14 protein-coding genes are annotated in these 19693 nt (G+C 45.7%); 4 read left to right on the top strand and 10 right to left on the bottom strand.

The window, feature by feature from the left end; all coding sequences use genetic code 11:
• Positions 1-213 precede the first annotated feature (213 nt).
• A complete protein-coding gene (locus tag QUA10_RS00005) occupies positions 214-453 on the bottom strand; it encodes a hypothetical protein (protein ID WP_333080529.1) in 240 nt (79 codons plus the stop codon).
• 222 nt (positions 454-675) lie between these two features.
• Between QUA10_RS00005 and QUA10_RS00010 the strand changes: the two genes are divergently transcribed.
• Positions 676-1518 carry a TlyA family RNA methyltransferase gene (locus tag QUA10_RS00010; protein WP_333080531.1) on the top strand — a complete coding sequence of 281 codons (843 nt, stop codon included), beginning with the start codon at positions 676-678 and terminating at the stop codon, positions 1516-1518.
• A 135-nt stretch (positions 1519-1653) separates the two neighbouring features.
• Complete coding sequence (locus tag QUA10_RS00015; protein WP_333080532.1) at positions 1654-2343, top strand: hypothetical protein; 690 nt, start codon at positions 1654-1656, stop codon at positions 2341-2343.
• Positions 2344-2535: 192 nt separating this feature from the next.
• Here the strand turns inward: QUA10_RS00015 and QUA10_RS00020 are convergent, their stop codons facing one another.
• The 6 genes from QUA10_RS00020 to QUA10_RS00045 all read right to left on the bottom strand — a co-directional run bounded on the left by QUA10_RS00020 (position 2536) and on the right by QUA10_RS00045 (position 9024).
• The gene (locus tag QUA10_RS00020; RefSeq protein ID WP_333080534.1) at positions 2536-4026 is read right to left on the bottom strand and encodes a DUF697 domain-containing protein; all 1491 of its coding nucleotides are present in this window, start codon (positions 4024-4026) and stop codon (positions 2536-2538) included.
• 198 nt (positions 4027-4224) lie between these two features.
• Positions 4225-4833: a Uma2 family endonuclease gene (locus QUA10_RS00025; RefSeq protein ID WP_333080535.1), complete on the bottom strand. Its 609-nt coding sequence runs from the start codon at positions 4831-4833 to the stop codon at positions 4225-4227.
• Between the two features lie 156 nt (positions 4834-4989).
• Positions 4990-6438 (bottom strand): slr1306 family protein, encoded by a 1449-nt coding sequence (locus QUA10_RS00030; RefSeq protein ID WP_333080537.1) that lies wholly within the window; start codon positions 6436-6438, stop codon positions 4990-4992.
• 250 nt (positions 6439-6688) lie between these two features.
• Positions 6689-7204, bottom strand: a complete 516-nt coding sequence (locus tag QUA10_RS00035; protein ID WP_333080539.1) for a thioesterase family protein — start codon at positions 7202-7204, stop codon at positions 6689-6691.
• A 181-nt stretch (positions 7205-7385) separates the two neighbouring features.
• Positions 7386-8468, bottom strand: coding sequence for an ATP-dependent 6-phosphofructokinase (locus tag QUA10_RS00040; protein WP_333080541.1), 1083 nt, complete (start codon positions 8466-8468; stop codon positions 7386-7388).
• Positions 8469-8781: 313 nt separating this feature from the next.
• Complete coding sequence (locus QUA10_RS00045) at positions 8782-9024, bottom strand: hypothetical protein (RefSeq protein WP_333052315.1); 243 nt, start codon at positions 9022-9024, stop codon at positions 8782-8784.
• A gap of 137 nt (positions 9025-9161) precedes the next feature.
• On the opposite strand from QUA10_RS00045, the gene QUA10_RS00050 reads away from it, so the two are divergent.
• Together QUA10_RS00050 and QUA10_RS00055 are read left to right on the top strand one after the other, a co-directional pair.
• Positions 9162-9668, top strand: a complete 507-nt coding sequence (locus tag QUA10_RS00050; RefSeq protein ID WP_333048859.1) for a hypothetical protein — start codon at positions 9162-9164, stop codon at positions 9666-9668.
• A 282-nt stretch (positions 9669-9950) separates the two neighbouring features.
• Positions 9951-10766, top strand: a complete 816-nt coding sequence (locus QUA10_RS00055; protein WP_333080542.1) for an FkbM family methyltransferase — start codon at positions 9951-9953, stop codon at positions 10764-10766.
• Positions 10767-11223: 457 nt separating this feature from the next.
• Here QUA10_RS00055 and QUA10_RS00060 read toward each other — a convergent pair whose 3' ends face one another.
• From QUA10_RS00060 to QUA10_RS00070, 3 genes are all read right to left on the bottom strand, one after another.
• Positions 11224-12804 (bottom strand): glycosyltransferase, encoded by a 1581-nt coding sequence (locus QUA10_RS00060; protein ID WP_333080543.1) that lies wholly within the window; start codon positions 12802-12804, stop codon positions 11224-11226.
• A gap of 121 nt (positions 12805-12925) precedes the next feature.
• Positions 12926-14368 carry a xylulokinase gene (gene xylB / locus QUA10_RS00065; RefSeq protein WP_333080544.1) on the bottom strand — a complete coding sequence of 481 codons (1443 nt, stop codon included), beginning with the start codon at positions 14366-14368 and terminating at the stop codon, positions 12926-12928.
• Between the two features lie 21 nt (positions 14369-14389).
• Positions 14390-19573, bottom strand: coding sequence for a PAS domain S-box protein (locus tag QUA10_RS00070; RefSeq protein ID WP_333080545.1), 5184 nt, complete (start codon positions 19571-19573; stop codon positions 14390-14392).
• Positions 19574-19693: the final 120 nt, after the last annotated feature.

The raw sequence follows: 19693 nt of genomic DNA on the forward strand, positions 1-19693 counted from the left end.
AGAAAAAGTTCGCACTTTTCTTGAAGAATTTTCAAGTGAAACAATCGCATCTATCACGGGATGGGATTATATTCTATCGGCACTAAATACTGTAGCATAATTTTGGAGAATTGGTATTAAAAATAATAGATTAAAAATTTAAATAATTGGGAATGACTGATGAATTAAGGGTTTAGAGCTTCCCTACAATTGCATTCTTGTTTGAAACTGGCGCTAAAAATCGTCAACACATCCCCAGACGAGGCATTTGTCCAGGGGATTTTTAGTTTGACCCAGATCCACTTGTGCGACGGTTGTTGCTTCTACTTCGCCATTGGGGTAAAGAATGTGGATGATGTCACCGCTGACGAATGCGAGGGGATTTTCTTGACAATTGCCAGGATTTCTGATAGGAAAGTTAATTGTTTTCATGGTCGATCGCCCTGATGGTATTTGTAGCGCTTTTAGCTGCATATAAATCATCCGCTAGTAACAAAAATTATTGTGTGATTCTATGAATGTTTATCTGTGATAAAACTACACACTCAGAGCGATCTCAGTCACATCATGTAAGCTGGGGGCGATCGCCCCGTGATGATCTCAAAACCAAAATAATCGGCAAAAATTAGCAGTCGGGCTTGTGCGTAAGTGCTAATCTGGTACTGTTCTTCACCCTATCCGTACAGATTAAAAACCTTGGCTAAACAGCGACTAGACACATTATTGGTCAGCCTAGATTTATGCAGTTCCAGACAGCAAGCTCAGGCCTTGATTCGGACTGGGAAAGTCTCTATCAACCAACAGGTAGTTGACAAACCGGGCACTGAGGTCGATATTTCAGCAAAAATTCAGATTAAAGAGCGATCGCGCTATGTTTCTAGAGGCGGCGACAAATTAGCCAAAGCTTTAGAAGTTTTTGCGATTCCCGTTGCAGGCAGAATTTGTCTCGACGGCGGCATTTCCACAGGCGGTTTTACCGATTGTCTGCTGCAAGCTGGCGCCGCTTTAGTCTACGGCATAGATGTTGGCTACGGTCAAGCAGATTGGGGCTTGAGGAATGATCCGAGGGTAATTTTGAAAGAACGCACCAATTTGCGGTACATGACTGCTGCTGAGCTTTACGGCGACTCTGAGCGAGCAGATTTGGCGGTAGTAGATGTGTCGTTTATTTCCCTGGATAAGATTTTACCCGCGCTGTGGGAATTGTTGGTACCACCGCGAGAAGCGGTGTTGCTGGTAAAGCCGCAGTTTGAGGTAGGGCGCGAGAGAGTCGGGAAAAAAGGCGTAGTGCGAGACTCAGCAACTCAAGCTGATGCGATTTTTCAAGTGTGGAAGGCAGCCACAGCTTTAGGATGGCAGGAACTTGGCTTAACGTGGTCGCCTTTACTTGGCCCGGCAGGTAATATCGAGTATCTTTTATGGTTGGGGATCGATCGCGAACAAGAAACAGAGCCGAGGGCGATCGAAGAGGATGTTGTGAAGGAACGGATCGCACAAGTCACCAAAGCGGCGGCGCGGGAACTTGTCGATCGATTGTAGATTGTAGATTTTAGATTGATTTCAAGAGGTCAAGCTAATCAATTTTAAAAGTCAAATTTGGAACTCCAGATTGCTCTAAAATTTTTAAATTTTTGTCAATCAGACTCCTCAACTTTCACAAGAGTGAATAATTCCATGCAATCATTCAAACAAGCCGGTTCGATTTTCCTGTACGTTCTAGGTGCCATCGGGTATGTGGCGATTTTAGCTACTATTATAGGCGTTTCAATTCTCATCAAGTGGGCAGCTCTGCTACTAGCCGACAAATTATTATATACCATCCTGATTATCGGCGATTTGTTGAGGGGTATCGAAATTATTGAACTGTTAAATATATTGGTATTTGCTTTTATCGGTATGGGAGTGGGTGTGGCGACCAGGCTTCTACACCCTCAATACGGTCGCAAAATTAGTGCTGCTGTGTTGATACTTATAGTTCCCTTAGTTTTCATGATTACGCCAGCCATTCGATATAATTCTTGGCTGGAAAAAGTGGAAGAATCGGATAAATTATCGCCTCCGCAAACTGAAACCTTAACTAACTCATTTTTGAATAGAAAAGTAGGATTGCCTGGTTTTATCGGTTATTACGTATATACTGGTCAGTTTCCCGTTATTCCTACGAAACAATCGGAGATGAAAGACCTTGACAGTTTTGAAAAAAAAGTTAATTCCAGATTTGTACAGTTCACTGGTATTGCTCCGACTATTGTTTCTTGGTCAATGCGGGTTTGTTTTTGGCTGATTAGAATATTTTACTTTTCTATAGCGGTAATTGCGACGATCGCGCATTTTAGGGAAGGTGTGAGAATCGCGAGACGGTAATACGATTTTCGATTTTCGATTAAATAATTGGGAATCACTGATGAACATCGTGGTTGGGAGCTTAGCTACAGTTGCATTTTTTTTTGATAATAGTATAAGAATAAAAGCAGTAGGGTGCGTCAGATCCTAGCTCTTCGATTATTCGCAAATAACCATCTGCTGAGGTACCTTACTCAACTACTAGGGCAATTTTTAATTGCCAATTTTAAACTCTTGCTGCAAGCGATCGATAATTGTATTACGCTCGATGGTAGCGAGAATTTCTTGAATTACCGTATCTTGTCCCAGGGGACCCCAGGTGCAGCCTTTTTCTAAATAAACTTGGGCGGCGCGACCGACAGCGTAGGTTCCATAAGCTGCTAAACTAGCTTGAGTTACAGCGACTCCGGCAAAAGTAGAAAAGCCGATGTGCGGGGCCGCAGCCGCCGCACTTTTGCCAAATCCCAACAGAAAACTGCTACCCAATTCTCCCAAAAGTACGCCGCCAGCACTGGAGAAAATAGTCTGCCAAAGTTTCCCGGCTTCGTAACCAGTCATGGGTAAGCCGTAAAGTCTGGATAAAGAGCGAATTAAGGCTAAATCTGCGACACTTGCTCCCATTACATCCAAGAATGCCACTGGATTTAAACCGACAGCTAAAGCTTTATATTTTGCAAATTGCCAGATTAAATCTTCGGCTTCTGTTTGCCGCAATTTGAGAACGTGACGGGCAATATTGGCTTCGGCATCTCTAGCTTCAACTAACGCATTGAGAGCGAGGAGTGATCTACCTTCTCTGTTAAGAATTGTGAGAATTTTATGTTTGAGTTCGTCTATCTGCGGGGGTGGCGACTCCCATTCGTTAGTTACTCTTCCGTCGGACCATTCCACTCGGACTTGCACCGGCGCGGGTTCGGCCGCTACCATGACTATTTCTAATGATTTGGCAATTTTAGGCGGTGATTTTGCGGTAGATTTATCGGAGGAGTTGTTTGGGCGATCGGACAAATTTTCGCTATCTGTTTGCTCTGTTACCGCAGCCGCTGCTAACTCTTCTGAATTTCCCAGCGCTTGCAAACTTTGGTAAATAGCTTTTCTGTCTAATTCTGGATAAAGGTCAATTTTATTAAAAACTAAAATTACTGGTTTTTGAGCTGTTTGCAATTCGCACAGTGCTTGATATTCAGTTCGGGTGATATCCCCTGCAACGACAAACAAAATTAAGTCAGCTTGGCGAGTTACTTGTTTCGCCATTTCGCCGCGCACTTCGCCGCCAACTTCATCAAGTCCGGGAGTATCGATTAATTCTACTTGCACCCCTCCTTTCCCTCCCTTGCCAACAGGGGGTTGGGGGGATTCCTCGCTGTCAAGAAAGGATAAAGGCACACTCCAGCGCACGGAACGCGGCCACTGAGTCACGCCGTTGAGAGGGCCTGTTTGCAGAATTTTGTGACCTAAAAGCGCGTTTAATACGGCTGACTTGCCGCGGCTGACTAGGCCGAAAGTAGCAATGCGGATTATGTTGTGGTCTAGTTTTTCTGAGGTGGAAGTTAAGATATCTAGCTGATATTGCAGCGCCGCTTCTAATTCTGTATTATTCGAGTTTTTTTTCCCTTGGCGCAGGTGGGAATAGCGCGCCAGGGCTTCGCGCAAACTGGCGCGGGCAAGAGATAAGCGATTTTCTTGAAGGGAATTGTCAGCCATTGGCGATCGGCTTTTTTAAGCAGGTATAATTGATCGTCGAATTATAAATCCTATTTCTTATTTTAATACAATTTTTCATAAATTTATAATTTTTTAGTTTTGAGTTTTCCAAAAAATATTGAAGGGGATATCCCGCCCGTTCCACAATAACAAAAAATTTTTGTGGAACAGCCATCTTGCCTGTTCTTTTCCCTAACACTAGGCTCCGCCTCGGAAAATTTGATCGACGTTCAGCTCCATATTGGGAAATGTAGGTGAAATAATACGATCGCTCCCTCTGAACTGTCTAATCCTATACTCTCCGTCCACGAGCTGACAAACCGAAAGCGTGGGTTCTTTGGGGTCGCCAATATGACGTATTCCGCCCAATGCAGCATAATCCGCAATCCAATATTCGAGGATTCCCATCAATTCGTAATCTGCTAACTTTTTGAGATAATCGTCGCGCCAGTTGGTACTGACAACTTCAACAAGTAGCGGGATAGATGTTCCTTGGGTGAGTGTTGCTGACTTCAACCATAAGGGTTCCGACGCTAAAGCCTGACGGTTTAATAGCAAAACATCAGGAATATATCCTGTATCTTTAGCTGGGGGCTTAACTAGCGCTTTCGAGGGAATGCGGTATGGAAGTTGCAGTTGGGTGTAGAGCAGCGTAAATTCTTGAACAAGGTATGCTGTGATATCTTCGTGTTCTCCTGTTGGCTGCATTTCAACCATTACCCCGTCGTGAAGTTCGTAGCATCTGTTCTCGGCTTTGTCTTCTAGAAATTCTTCAAAGTTTAGTATTTTGGGTTGAGTTTGTATCATCGTGCAAACTTTATTTGATTATATAACAGAAGGCAGAAGGAAGAAGGAAAATATTAACTGGTTGCCTGCTTCTGCTAGGGAACAAGCAAGAGGCCTGTTCCACAACAGAAAAACTGTCTTGTGGAACAGGCTTTTCGGCCTGTTCCTTTATTTTACTTAATTGGCCGCCGACTTAACGGTTTCGGGCCCAGATACCTGAGATGAAAGGCGACTCGCCACTTGGTTGACGAAAGATTGCAAGAAGGAAACTTGCTGATTTTGCGTAAATACTGCTTGCAAAGTTTTAGTCAACTGTTCGAGATTGAAAATGCCTTTTGGAGCATTTTCCAGTTCTTGACTTTGGAAATATTCAATTAAACTCAGTCCTGCTATTCTGGTAAAATATGCTGCACTAATTCCCTGCACCGCGCCTCCTGCTACATAGGTAACGGCATTGCTTTTCAGCAGTCCAGTAATAGTTTGGGTAGACAGTTCTACTAATCCCAATTTGAACATTTGATTAGCTAAAGTACCCGCTACTGTCTTGGCTTGGTCTAAGGAAAACTGTTGCTGGTAGATGGCACCGAGGTCGATGACGAGTTGGGTGCTGATGGCGGTTGTTGCTAGCAAGTCTAAAGCGGGAACCGGGTTAGTAAAGACGGCGGCGGCGGCGATGTACTGATATTGTTCGATAATGGGAAGTGCCCGATCGCGCCTGACTCCATTTAATAAGGTTTTTGCCTCTAACTTGATACTTGCAGCCTCGCGCACTGCACTCGCCCAGACCAACTGTTGCCGTTCTTCAGTTAATATTTTAGTCAATCTTTCCGTCAGCGGGTCGAGTTGAGAGACTTGCTTTTCGATGCGTTCTTGAACTGTGCCGTCCGCTTGGTGTCGGCGCACTTTAATAGAATTGGGAGAAGCTGCGATCGCAATTATCTCTTCTGTACCCAATATTCCTTGCATTTTCTGCTGCAAAGAGTTCAAAACCTGCGACTGCTGTTCTGGCAAATATTGGTCTTGTTTGTTCCAGACTAGCAGCACGCGCTGACCTGCAGAAGCTAGCTGAGATAATGTTTTAAATTCGGAATCTGTGATGTCGCCCGCTGTCACAAACAGCACTAAATCACCGCCGATTTGGGCATCGGCATTTGTATTAGCAAACAGCGCTGCTGTTTCTTGTAAACTAAGCTTTTGCGGGTGTTGAGATGCCCAATTAGAATTTAAAACTTGAATTAAGGCTGTTTTACCGACAGCTTTGCCGCCCGTGACGGTAATCCGCAAATCTTCTCTGTCTAATTCGCTTCTGAGGCGATCGAGCTTTGCTGTTAGATTAGCAGGATCGGCGGAGTTTTGAGCTTCTGAAGCCAGCAATTTAATTGCGGTTTCTGAAGCCGCGATCGCTTTTTCGGCTGCTTCCCGGTTCGCCAGGGGTTCCGGGAGTGCGAGTTCGAGTTTGGGGGATTGTTGCTTCCACCACCAATACCCCGCACCGGCAGCAGCCAAGCCGATGAGTGCCGTTTCGCCCATTTCTGAACCCGAATGCTGTAGAGTTTCCAGCAGCCACAGCGCTGCTGAAAGTCCTATTCCGCCTATCAAAATCGGTCGCCGCAAGTTAAGTGTCATTTTTCCCTTCCTGTGGGTATTGTCGCCAAGCTTAACCTTACCGGGCTTGGCCTCCCTCCCTCTATTCCATCGTACCTCTGTGGCATCCAAACTGGCAGGCGGGCGAGCCGACTTTTTGCGATCGGGATTTGCGGCCCCGGCAAAAATCAACTTTTTGCACTTCTACAAAGGGGGAATAGGGGACTGAAGTCCTCACTACAAACCAATAGATTTTTACATGATTTTACAAATATAATAGTTGATTTTTTCTCTAGGTTGGTAATGCTTGAGATTGTGATTCAAAAATATCAATTATTTGTTTGGGAATTGCTCGCGGTCGCATGGTGGTAACTTCAACCCAAACCCAAAGCGCCTCGGCTTTTAACAAGATTTCGTCACTTCCAGCTAAGCGAATTTCGTAGCGGCGAACAGCTCGCGGGCCGCGCATTTGTTCGATCCAAGTTGATATCTCCAGTCGATCGCCTGCAGCGGCAGATCGCAAATAGTCAATCTCTATCCGCCGCATTACAAAGACGCCGCCCAGTTCCCGGTAGCGATCGAGTGTAAATCCCAAGTGTTCTAAATGTTCGATCGCAGCGTGTTCTAAATAATGCTGGTAGACAGCATTATTGACATGACCGAGGGCGTCCATTTCGTAATGGCGTACTCTAATTTGTGCAGTAAATGGTGTCAATTTCTCACCTTTCCACTTGTTGCGGTATTTTGTAGTTCCGAGCGTGATCGCACTCGATGTCGATACTCGCTCGGAACTGATTGCAAGGTACACTAATCATAGTTTAAACGCCACTACTTCCAGGTTAATATTAGTCCTGGAAGCACGGCTGGTGAGCACCTTGGTTTTTTTAACCACAATACACTGGCTTAAAACCCTCAGTCTCGGTTAACCCTGTTTCGTGGTTCTGAGTGCGTCCCCAACTAAACCTTTGAGAAATCGGACGGGTAATTGTTTAATCTCCCAGACAAATTCCCAAACCGCGGGCCGTTTTAACCAGAGTACCATCGAAGTCTACAGGTCTGTATTTGGCGATCGCATCTTCCAGAGGAACGCTCACAACTTCCCGCTTTTGCCAAGATACCATGCAGTCGTATTTCTCTTCGGCAATTAAGTCAACTGCTGCGATGCCAAAAGCAGAAGCAATTAATCTTTCTAGCGATGAAGGAGTTCCTCCGCGTTGAATATGTCCTAAAACAGTGACGCGAGTTTCTGCACCGCTGCAGTCAGAAATTGTATCGGCTAAATACTGACCAATTCCGCCTAATCGACTTTGACCTAAGCGATTTGTGTGCATTACTAACTCGCCTTCTTCAGTGCGAACCGCCTCCGCTACTATAATTAAACAGTAGTTTTTTCCCCGCTCTTGGCGTTCTTGGATTTGGGCACAGATTTTGGAAATTGTGTAAGGGATTTCTGGAATCAGAATTATATCAGCTCCCCCTGAAATTCCGGCACTAATTGCAATATGTCCAGCGTCGCGTCCCATGACTTCAACAATCATGACGCGACTGTGACTGGCCGCAGTAAAATGCAAGCGATCGAGTGCTTCAGTGGCAATATTGACAGCAGTATCAAAACCGATGGAACGCTCGGTAATGCCAACATCATTATCAATAGTTTTAGGAATAGCAACTAAATTCAAATTACCTTGTTGAGCAATCTTCCTGAGAATGGCAAGACTGCCATCGCCACCAATGCCAATTAAGGCATCCAAACCTAATTGGTGATAGCCTTCAATAATGTCCTCAGCACGATCGCGTATAGTCCCATCCGGCATCGGGAAAGCAAAAGGATTGCCCTTATTTGTTGTGCCTAGCATCGTACCGCCAATGGTGAGCCACGAGTCTACTTTCTCAATATCCAACGGAATTGCTTGAGGGGGACGACTCATCAATCCGTTGGTGGCTTGACGAATCCCCATGACTTTCCAATTGTAAGTTCCCGTTGCGCGGTAGACAACGGCTCGAATAACTGCGTTTAAGCCTGCACAGTCACCCCCGCTAGTGAGGATACCGATACATTTTTGTTCTCCCATAATTAAGGCCCGACTTTTGTTCTTCAGAACATGAGTTGATATTTTTAGATCCCGATCGTCCAATCCTGATTTTCGACGTAAATATGTAGGCGAAAATAAACTTTACTCTGTAACAGAATGTAAAGCTATCATAACTTTTGTGATGGCTTTCCTAAGAGATCGCTCATTCAGGGAGCTTTTCACTCGCTTTTGACTACTTATGTATTTTCCAGCTTCATCGACCGAATGGAGTGCCTCATCTCTGACGCATCCCACAAGTTCGATCGGCAACTAAGTAGCATCGCCAATCACCGTCTCCAACAAAACATCAATTTTACTTGGGATTGAGGCGTTTAGAAACTTGGTTAATTATACCGCTGAGAATAGCACCGCCCATAAGAATTCCGAGGGCGGGATTAAATACGGGCTGCCAGAGACTGTACCACAAATCAAAACCGAGATTCACCCCGGTCGATCGACCTGCTACTGCGATCACAAACCACCCAAAAATGGCAAAGACGAAAAACACATCAGCTACTAAAATCAAGTTGAGAAAGTTAAGAAATTTATCTTTCATTGTCGAGGGTTCCTTTTGAGTGTATATGTGCCAAGTTTGGGCAAGCGGTTGGTAATGGAGCGGATCGATAGCTGCAACTGGCGATCAAATAAAGATAAAATATCATTCAATTGTTTTCGCGCACAGGCTGTCAAAATATGGTTCGCTATACACTTCCTCAAAGCCCCGAAATTATTTTAACTGTCAAGGGGAAAGATTCAGCCAAAGCCCGGGAAGAAGCGATGGATCGGCTGATGGATCTCATGGATGAGGGCAAGCTGCCTACGGAACTCGTGGAGGGATTTGGGCCCAAGCAGTTTGTTGAAGTTAAAGATATCGAAGATGCTGCGTCTGACGGCGAGGATGCGATTACTGAAGCCGTCCAGATTTTGAGCAATTTGGCAAGTCTCAAATTGAAAGTCATGGAATCCCGCGAAGAAGCACTCAAAATCCGGGCGGCGATCGACATTTTGTTTACAGATGAGGCTGTGACTGCCGAGGAAATTGGTCGTTTGAAAGATGGTTTCAAAGTTCTCAAAAACTTCGCTCAAGCTAATGTCCGCTATCGAGAAGCTAGAAGTAAAGCCGAAGAAGCACGGGCAATTCTCGACGAAGCTTTGCAATCTGTAGAACCGGAAAACAAAGCGCAGAAATCCGCGAAATAATAGCAGGTTGGGTTGAAACTTACATCTTGCACCATTCTCAAGAACAAGCTTTCCGGCCTGTTCCACAAGAAAATTCACTCGTGGAACAGGCCGGAAAGCCTGTTCCTAAAAAACTGATTGAGAATAGTGCCACATCTCAGTTGAAACCTATTTCTGTCATTGCGATCCGAAGGGAAGCAATAGCCGAGGTTTGCGATTGCTTCGTTTGATTATTCGGACATACAATAACTCTGGTGCCAGACATAATATTAATTATATCCACATTAAAATCTGGAAAAAATTGTGAACCAACAAACAGAACCTCTCAGAAACTCGATGTCAGGCAGCTTGCTGCTGGCTAAAAAGTTAGGTTTTCAACCAAGAACTGTGATTGATGTCGGTGCGGCATTGGGAACTTTTAACCTTTACGAAACTTTCCCCGATGCGCGACATTTGCTAATTGAGCCCATCGCCGAAAATGAACCTTATCTAGCCAAAATTTGCCGCAAGCTCAAAAGTGCAGAATACATTATTGCAGCCGCGAGCAAACAATCGGGAGTTTTCACCCTCAACGTCAGTCCCGGTATGGTGCATTCTTCACTGTCTGAAAATTGCGTTACTGACAGCAGCGATCCTTATTTGAGAAAAATACCAGCAATTACGCTGGATGGAATATGCAGGGAAAGAAATTTGCCAGGCCCGTATTTAATTAAAGTTGATGTAGACGGACAGGAATTAAATGTTTTAGCGGGAGCAACTGAGATTTTGCAGCAGACTGAATATGTAATTGTAGAAGTTACTTTGTTTGGTCAGATGTATGAGGTAATGAGTTTTATGAAGTCTCAAGGATTTGCAGCTTACGATATAGTTGATTTGTCATATCGGCCCATTGATAAGGCTTTGTGGCAAGTTGACATGGCTTTTGTTAAGGAATCCGGTCACTTCAGAAGAGAGAGGAGTTTCGCGACAGGAGAGCAGGATGTCGAAGCACTTAACTTGCATCTCAAAGCTTATCGGGAAAGTTTCATCCAACACATTGAGACTCATTACAGCGACCCAGTAGAGCAGGAACCACAGGTCAGTCAAGCTGTTTTGGGCGAAGATTGTGTCATCATTTAACTCAAGTTGCTTCCATCTAGTACCAAATCCGGGTAGCACTTGGCACGCTTATTTAATTAATCCTCAACATCTAAAAAACTGGTTTTCTAAATGCTGCTATTGCCGTCTCTAAACTGGCAATCTGCTGTCAATTGGCTTTCACTGCATATCAGAAAGTGGGAATGCCCTAATGTGGCAGGGCGGTTTCATTTTCTTGTAGGGGGAAACCTCCCGTGGTTGCCCCGATGCCTGAAATGCCCATGACATCATCTGTGGGTGAGGGCGGGCAGTCTTGGCACCGCCCCTACAAAAGCCTGATTTTCCCTAGGGCAAACCCCCCGTAGTTGCCCCGAAACAGCCCTACGCTGTGACGGCGGAGTGTCAACTACCACAATTAATCCCAAGGCGCTTTCGTTGTGAATCGTTGAGTTGCTGGCGGCCTAAGCTGTCAACCATCAACCACTGGAAGCGGGCAATTTTATTTCTTGATCCCAAGGTATTGCTGCCAAAATATAGTAGATGTCATCTCCTTGGAAGCACTTTTCCATTTTTCACTTACGGATGACCATTCATTAATACCTTCAGCAGCAACTTTAAACCACCTAGTCAAAAGGTTAGTACCAGCTAATTTATCTACCTCATTTTGGTTATTATAGCTTTTACTAAGCTTTACAAGGCTCATGTGAAAGGTTTCTGGGTCAGTGTTTTTGATAAAATCTGGGCCTTTTAGATAGTCTTCAAAAGCTTTTACAACCATCTCTACATGATTATAATCAAATTTTGCTAAAGCCTGAAGTATTACTTTTGTCAAATGCTCAACTGCAGCCATATATTCTGGAGAATAATGGATGGAATAAGCTATTAAATCATTGCGGATATAATAATAATTTTCCCAATTTACATTCTTTGCCGCCGCTGGTTGATGCCACACCGCCATTGATGGAAAAGCTACAATGTTATTGCCCAACTCTTTTATTCTTAAACCAAACTCTACATCATCTATTTTGATAAATAAAGGCAGCGGTAATTTAGTTTGTTCAACAAGTTCCTTAGAAAAAGAGAAAAACCAAAATCCGCCATAGTCTACATCTTCTTCCTTGAGCAACCTGTTGAGAGAATTAGAATCTCGTAAATCGATATTATAATTTAAAGCAATTAATGCCCCAGGCCCAAATCCTCTAGTTTTAGAATAGGCGTTGTACGATGCTCCTGCTTCATACAACATATGCTTTTTCTGTAAATTTAGCAGTCCACCCGCTACAGCAAAATCCGAATTGGCGTATTCATACAAAGGAAATAATTTATAAATACATTCACTTTCTAACTCTATATCATCATCCATAAGCAAAAAATGAGAATATTTTTTTTCCTCTAAAGCTTCGACCAACCCTCTGGTAAAGCCACCGCTTCCACCCGCATTTATATTAGGAACTAGCCTCAGTTTTGGCTTTCGGAAATCAGCTTCATCTAAAGTTCTACCATTATCAACAACGAATACTTTAAAGGCCTTGGTTTCTAGCAATTCATCTTGAAAAATTGCATTTAATGTATTTTGTATGAAGTCCTCTTTTTTAAATGTGCAAATTACAATCCCCAATGATACTTCTCTAGTTTTACTTTCATCAGTTGCTATCCATGCCCCTTTAAATTCGCCATGCTCACTAGAACAAGTTATTTCAAAATATATTCTCCCCGCTTTTTTGCCTTGAAGGAGATTTATTGGTGAGATTTTTACCGGGTCAGAGAATTGACATTTCTCAAAGCTCTCTTCAGAAATTATTTCTTTGTTTTTTTGTCCATCAAATTCTCGGTAAACAGAAACTTTAAAATCGCCTTCAAGTTTCAGCACATAGTAGATAGACCTAAGAGTTGTATATTGAGTATAATATCTCTCGTAAAACGAATTAAAGTAAGAATTTGAGGAGACAACACCACCCTGAGATAAAACAACTTTTTTGTCATCTTCCTGGTAGTTTATAGATGCAGATTTATTACACCGTATATATACATCCGAGGTATCGGCTGATTTTGGTAGCTTAATTCCGGCTAATATATTCATGTAATATCTACCTCTTCTTGTAGTAAAATTAGTTATTTTATTTGACTGATTTTAAACAGTATTAGCTTAAGAGTAATTTGTGGATAGGTTCTAGTACCTCCTCCTTTAGACATAACTCATATCACATTTTTTTAAGCCGTGGATAAAGAGATTGATATCGAAACCAAGCCTCTTCTAGGATTGGATTAACTGATTGGGGAGTGGCAACAAGCATTGGTGTGGTTGCCAGTTTGATGGTGTCATTAGCATCTGCGTATACGCCAATTCCGATACCCGCCAGTAGAGCAGCACCACGTCCAGAAGCCGCAGCAACTGTAGTTGAATAGAGGGGTATTCTCAATACATCGGTCAGTAATTGTTTCCATGGCATTTCTGCTGTTCCACCGCCTGCTAAACGCAGTTCTGTCGCTTTAAAACCTGTTGCTTCAAGGGCCTCAAAACCTTGTCGTAAGGCAAAAGCAACTCCCTCTAAAGCTGCCCTCATCAGGTGCGCCTGTGTGTGATGAAGTCCAAGCCCCACCCATGCGCCGCGTACATAGGGGTCAATGTGTGGAGTTCGCTCACCCGTGAGGTACGGCAAAAATGTCAATCCTTCACATCCTGGGGGAACAGAAAACGCTTTAGTATAGACTTCTTGCCAACTCAAGCCGAGGATACCTCGCACCCACTCAAGCGCTAACCCCGCATTTTGCATTGCAGCAAGGCTGTACCACTGGTTAGGTAGGGCCGATCGATAGAGATGTGTGCGACCCTGACGATCGATAATTGGTTGCGATCGAGGTGTAATGATTTGAGCGCCTGTGCCGATCGTTAGTTGAACCAAACCAGGCTCTAGTAGTCCGTTACCAAGCGCCGCCGCGGCGGTATCCGCAGCACCAGCGATAACGGGTAAGCCAACAGGTAAGCCGAGATGCTCAAAAGCAATAGTTGTTAGGTAGCCGGAGATCGCACTTGAGGGGATAATTTTTGGTAAGCAATTATAGCGTAGATTCAGCGCCCCGATTGCTTCCCCAGCCCAGTTATCCGACACAACATCGTAAAGCAAAGTACCGCTAGCATCAGATGGTTCTGTTGCAACTTCTCCAGTCAGCCGTAACCGCAGCCAATCTTTTGGCTGAAGTGCCCAACGCGCTTCGGTGTAGACAGTAGCCTCGTGTTCTCGTAGCCACAACAAAGTTGGACCCGCCATTCCAGCGGTAATCGGGTTGCCCAAGCGCTCTAGAATAGCGGCATCGAGCGAATGATAAGTGTTAAGCGTGGCACTAGAGCGAGTATCTGCCCAGAGGATAGCAGGGCGCAGGGGCTGACCCGACTTCGAAGCTAGGACAACACCGTGCATTTGTCCTGAAAGTGCGATCGCCTGTACTTGGTCAGCGTGATTTCCCACTGCCTTCCTAACAGCCGAGGCAACAGCTAACCACCAATCTTCTGGCTCCGACTCAGCCCATCCAGGTTGGGGTGCATGAACAGGATAGGATGTTGATGCTTCACCTATAGTGGTTCCGTCTATCGCTAGGAGCAATGCCTTAGCAGAGCCTGTTCCTAAATCTATACCAAGGAGCATGATAGCTAATCCTCAAATCATTCAGTGTCTTAGCAAACGGGCGATCGCTTTTACCAATTCCTCGGGTTCAACAGGCTTGGGGATATGGATCTGAAATCCGGCAGCTAAGGCTTGCTGCTGATTGATCTCTCCAGCATAGGCAGTAAGTGCGATCGCAGGAATCGTGCCTCCCTGTTGGGGTGACCACTTTCTAATTTGCCGAATCAGGGCATAACCATCCATCTCTGGCATCCCAATGTCACATAAGAGTAGATCGGGGAGAGATTGATTCAGAAGGGTCAACGCCTGTGCCCCCGAAGCTGCTGTGGCAACTTGTGCGCCAGATTGCATCAGGGTGAATGCTGCTAACTCCCGCATATCTGCATCGTCGTCCACAACCAAGACCTGAATACCTGCTAAGTCTGCCGCACTTTCTGGATGCCTGTCATCAGAAGAGGGTTCCGGCTCTACGATGTTTAACGGTAGCCGGATGGTAAATGTAGCCCCTAAGTTCTGTCCTAAGCTGTCTGCTTGAACGGTTCCTCCATGCAGTTCGGTAAAATGACGGACGAGCGCTAGTCCCAATCCCAATCCGCCGAATTGTCGGGTTATAGTGCCATCTTCTTGACGGAAGTAGTCAAACACATGGGGTAAGAACTCTCGTTTGATGCCTTTTCCAGTATCTTTGACTTGAATCTGAGCGTACATACCAACCTGCTCTAGTTGCACGTCGATGCGTCCTCCGGTTGGGGTGAACTTCACAGCATTGGAGAGGAGGTTCCAGACTACTTGTTGGAGGCGATTGCTATCGCCTGAAACCGTTCCTGAAATAGGATTAAATGTGGTCTGGATTGGAATGTGTTTGGCTTCGGCTGCTAGTCGTACCGTTTCCCGTGCAGCCTCAATCATTGCCGCTAGATTCACAGGAGCGACGTTTAACGTCATTTTTCCTTGCAGAATGCGCGAGACATCCAACAAGTCCTCAATTAATTGGGCTTGCAGCTTGGCGTTGCGTTCGATCGTTTCCAGCGCTTGCTGGGTTTTTGTGGTATCTAGTCGCCCTGTTCGTAGCAATTTTGTCCAGCCCAGAATCGGATTGAGGGGCGATCGCAACTCGTGGGACAATACAGCTAAAAATTCATCTTTAATCCGGTTAGCGGCTTCTGCTTTTGCACGATCACGTTGAGCTAACCGGTATAACTGAGCATTGTCGATCGCCAAGGAAGCACGACGCGCCAATTCCTCTGCCAGTTGCAAATCTGCTGAGGTATACCGTCGTCCAGATTCGGCTGAGATAAAGGAAATGGCCCCTAGAATTCGTGCCTGAGTTCGTAGTGGCACCGTCATTACCGATTTGAATCCAACCTGCCGCAGTATTTCCAAATGCTTAGAATCACGCGCTGCCTGTACCAGCAGTTCATCGGGAATCTCCGGCAGCAAGTCAGATTGCCCAGTTCGCAGCGTCAATGCAGCACCGCGAGGGTCATCCGGGTTCATAGGATACTTGTCTCTCATCTGATATGCCCATTCCAGTTTGGCAGGGTCGATGTGAGCAACCGCAATCTGCTCGATCGAACCATCCTCTTCTATCATGTGAACCGTACACCAGTCCGCTAATTCCGGCACTGTAAGCTGTGCGACTCGCTCTAGAGTCGTTTGATAATCGAGTGAGGATGCCAGCACCGTACTTGCCTCAGAGAGAAAGCGTTGGGCAAGCTCTAACCTGACGCGCTCAGTCACATCGACTACATAAACTAAAACCCCTTCAACCTGATCATTTGAGTTAACAGTCGGAAGATAGTAAACGTTGTAGTAACCGGGACGGCGATCGCTACGTCCGGGAACATTCACCGCAAAGTTGGGTGAAGTGAAGGGATTTCCTGTGGTGTATATCTGATGAAAGACTTCAACTACGTGGGGATCGAATTGACCAAAAAGTTCTGAAATGGAATGTCCTAAGTGTTGCTCGTGGGTTAATCCATTAATTTCTGCCAAGGCTTCGTTGATGGAAATAAATCGCTGCTTTTCATCTAACAGGCCAAGTCCAATCGGAGACGTGTCAAAAATATTTGCCAGTTGGCGCTGTGCGGCTTCTGCCTGAGAACGGGAAATACGTTCGCGCTCTAACAGTTGTTCTCGTTCTTGTTCGGCATACTTGCGCTCCGTCACATCCAGCACCAGCGATAACACCGAAATCATCCGTCCCGATTCGTCCCTGAGACTGGAGTTATACCACTCGCAGTGCACAATGTTGCGATCTTTGGTGTAATTGCGGTTGTATGAAAAAATATGGGCTTCTTCACCATAGACCAGCCGTTGGCAGACTTCTGTCACCGATTCCAGGTCTTCCTCAAAGACAAAAGGTATCTCTGTTAAAGATTTGCCCAGAATTTCTTCGGCTTTCCAGCCCAAAATGCGCTCTGCACTAGCAGACCAGCGAATGACTTGAAAGTCTCGATTCCATTCAACGACTGCCATTGGAGAGTTTTCAACATGGAAGTTGAGCTTTTGTAGAGCTTGACGCAAGGCCTCTTCTGCTTGCTTGCGTTGTGTGATATCGATGACGACGCCGATCGAGTGCTTGGGATTTCCCTGAGAATCATAAGTAAACTGTCCTCTCGCTTCAACCCAGTGAATGGAGCCATCGGGCCAACGCAGGCGATGTTCATGGTGATACTCTTTCTTTTCAGCTATAGCTAGCTGAAGTTTCACATCAGCTTCTGCTAAGTCATCAGGATGAACCCGACTTGCCCAAACCTCATAGCAGGGTTCGCACTCATTGGGTTGCAGACCGAGTACCATGAAGTGCCCTTCTGACCAATGCCTTGCTTTGGTCTGCATATCCCAGTCCCACGTTCCCATGCGTCCAACCTTCAGAGCGAGTTGCAGGTGAGCTTCACTTTCTCGCAATTCTTCTTCTGCCCGCGAGCGCTCCACGGCTAGCCAGGTTTTTTCAGCAATTCGCTCCATCAGCACCACATTTTCCTCCGTCCAGTGGCGACCAGAGACATGGTGCAACACCAACAATGCGACAAATTTCCCATCTTTCACCAATGGAACACACAGGAGAGATTTGGTTTGAATTGCGTCAAAGGTAGCAGCCCCCGATCCGGCAGTCCGAGGATCGCGATCGACATCATCTACGACAATAGTTTTGCCCTGCTTTAATTCAGCAATGAGTTCAGGGCCAAACGAATCTAGGTGATGTCTACCCACTATGCTGATTACACCATTGCAATAATCGCGATCGACAATCAAATATTCCTGAGTAGAATCAATTTCACCGTAGGTACAGCGAGTGACATTGAAGTGCTCTCCTGCGGAGCTAACCACTCGCCACATAATGTCCTTCGAGTCTTGAATGGCACGAATCGCATCATTCAATTCAATCAGAAATTGCTGCTGTCTCTCCTTGTGCTGAAGTTCTGCCAGTAATGCCTCAATCTGTTGCCTTGCCCGCACCTGGGCTGTCACGTCCATGTTATAAATTAAGACGCCCTGAATGGTTCCCTCAGCATCTCGCCAAGCCGGAAAGATACAGTTAAAAAATGCCTCTTCCAACACTCCATCGCCATTGCGATCCAAGAAAGTAGGTGACTCCTCCCGAATAAATGTTTCTCCCGTTCGATAAACCTGTTCAAGCACGTCAAAGTAAATTTGCCCCTCTACCTCTGGGAAAACCTGCCGCATCGGTTGACCAATAATGTTTGGAGTGCGTCCAGTCCCTTGCAAATAGCTTGGATTGGCAAATTCATAAACAAGATCGGGACTTTTCAAAATGCCAATCATGGCAGGGAGCTGCATCAGGATTTCATACAACCGCTTACGTTCGCTTTCTGCTTCGAGTCGGGCAGTTTGTTCTCGTTTTAAAAGACGATCGCGTTCTGCTTCGATCTGTTTGCGTTCTGTAATATCAACCGAAACGCCAATCATGCGAACTCCTTGCCCCGTCTCATCCCGATAGACTTGTCCCTGACTGTTGAGCCAGCGCACAACGCCGTCTGGACAAATTACCCGATACTCCGGTGCGTAGGGCTGTTCTCCAGCCATTGCCCCTACCGTCGCTTGGAGCACCTGTTGTCGATCGTCTGGATGAATGAGCGCAACAAACTCTTCTCCCGTCCCTTCATGAAAACCCCAAACGTCTAGAGCATTAGCAGAACACACTACCTGATTGGTCGGCAAATCCATATCCCAGACCACCATCTGAGCCGCCGTTAATGCCAATCGCAGGCGTTCTTCGCTCTCTCGTAATGCCTGTTCAACCTGTTTGTAATCCGTCACATCTTGGAAAATAACAACGGCTGCAACAATCTCTCCCTGACTATCTAAAATTGGTGCTGAGTTGATGTTAATGAAGACGCGGCTACCATCATCTCGATGAATTTCCATTTCTTCGTTGGTAACGACCTCACCGGTTTTTAGCGATCGCGCCAGGGGATACTCATGAGGGGCATAGAGCTGACCATCTGAGCCAAAAAAGGCTTCAAATGGAGCAATGGGTGCATATTCCTCAATCTCAAGCGACTGTTCATAGTCATACCCAACAACTTGCTTGGTTTGTTCGTTCGCTAGAACTAACTTACCGGATGCCGCATCGGCAATTATTACACCCGCAGGCATCTGTCGCAAAACGGCTTCAAATCGGGCGCGTTCGATTTCCAGCTCGTGCAATAACCGTTCTCGTTCTGCCTCTGCTTGCTTGCGTTCTGTAATATCGCGAAAATAAACTGCTACTCCTGCAGTCGAGGGATAGGCCTTCGCCTCTATCCAACGCTGGACAGATTCCCCAAATTCTTCCCAGGAAACAGGAACCTGTTCCGTCATTGCCCGATGGAGTTCTCGATAGGGAATTGCACCAACCAGCTCAGGAAAAACCTCATTCCAAACGTGCTTTCCTAGTAGATATTCTGGTGTTTTGTGCAGGATTTGAGCCGCCGCCCCATTCACGTAGGTGTAGCGCCAGTCGCGATCGAAGGCGACAAAAGCATCCGTAATGCTTTCCAGAATCGTTGCTACCTTGCCCTCAGTTTCTTGGGCAGGGAACAACTGTTCGCCTTCAAGAGTGCGGGCAAAGCGTTCAATGACTTCAGAGCGAGAAATTCCTCGCCTGTGAGCCTCTTTATCGAGCGATCGCCATGCTGTATTAGTGAGAGATACGCTCACTCGTTCTTTCGTCTCCGAGTTCCAATTGCTAAGAAACTTGCCTGTGGCGTCGCGCTTCATTAAGATTCATCCGTATACATACACGGTCTTCTCTATTGAACCTGAGTTACTCACTCAGGAGAATCCACCTTAAGATAGATGCTTTGGCCAGAGGCAATACGGATGCAGATGGTACTTACG

The organism is Microcoleus sp. Pol8_D6, assembly GCF_036700965.1.
Lineage (GTDB): Bacteria > Cyanobacteriota > Cyanobacteriia > Cyanobacteriales > Microcoleaceae > Microcoleus.

Excerpts from the sequence above, each read along its gene's own strand:
- xylB (WP_333080544.1), bottom strand. The coding sequence starts at position 14,368 with ATGCTCCTTGGTATAGATTTAGGAACAGGCTCTGCTAAGGCATTGCTC.
- QUA10_RS00050 (WP_333048859.1), top strand. The coding sequence starts at position 9,162 with ATGGTTCGCTATACACTTCCTCAAAGCCCCGAAATTATTTTAACTGTC.
- QUA10_RS00070 (WP_333080545.1), bottom strand. The coding sequence starts at position 19,573 with ATGAAGCGCGACGCCACAGGCAAGTTTCTTAGCAATTGGAACTCGGAG.
- QUA10_RS00025 (WP_333080535.1), bottom strand. The coding sequence starts at position 4,833 with ATGATACAAACTCAACCCAAAATACTAAACTTTGAAGAATTTCTAGAA.
- QUA10_RS00040 (WP_333080541.1), bottom strand. The coding sequence starts at position 8,468 with ATGGGAGAACAAAAATGTATCGGTATCCTCACTAGCGGGGGTGACTGT.
- QUA10_RS00060 (WP_333080543.1), bottom strand. The coding sequence starts at position 12,804 with ATGAATATATTAGCCGGAATTAAGCTACCAAAATCAGCCGATACCTCG.
- QUA10_RS00030 (WP_333080537.1), bottom strand. The coding sequence starts at position 6,438 with ATGACACTTAACTTGCGGCGACCGATTTTGATAGGCGGAATAGGACTT.
- QUA10_RS00015 (WP_333080532.1), top strand. The coding sequence starts at position 1,654 with ATGCAATCATTCAAACAAGCCGGTTCGATTTTCCTGTACGTTCTAGGT.
- QUA10_RS00045 (WP_333052315.1), bottom strand. The coding sequence starts at position 9,024 with ATGAAAGATAAATTTCTTAACTTTCTCAACTTGATTTTAGTAGCTGAT.
- QUA10_RS00005 (WP_333080529.1), bottom strand. The coding sequence starts at position 453 with ATGCAGCTAAAAGCGCTACAAATACCATCAGGGCGATCGACCATGAAA.
- QUA10_RS00020 (WP_333080534.1), bottom strand. The coding sequence starts at position 4,026 with ATGGCTGACAATTCCCTTCAAGAAAATCGCTTATCTCTTGCCCGCGCC.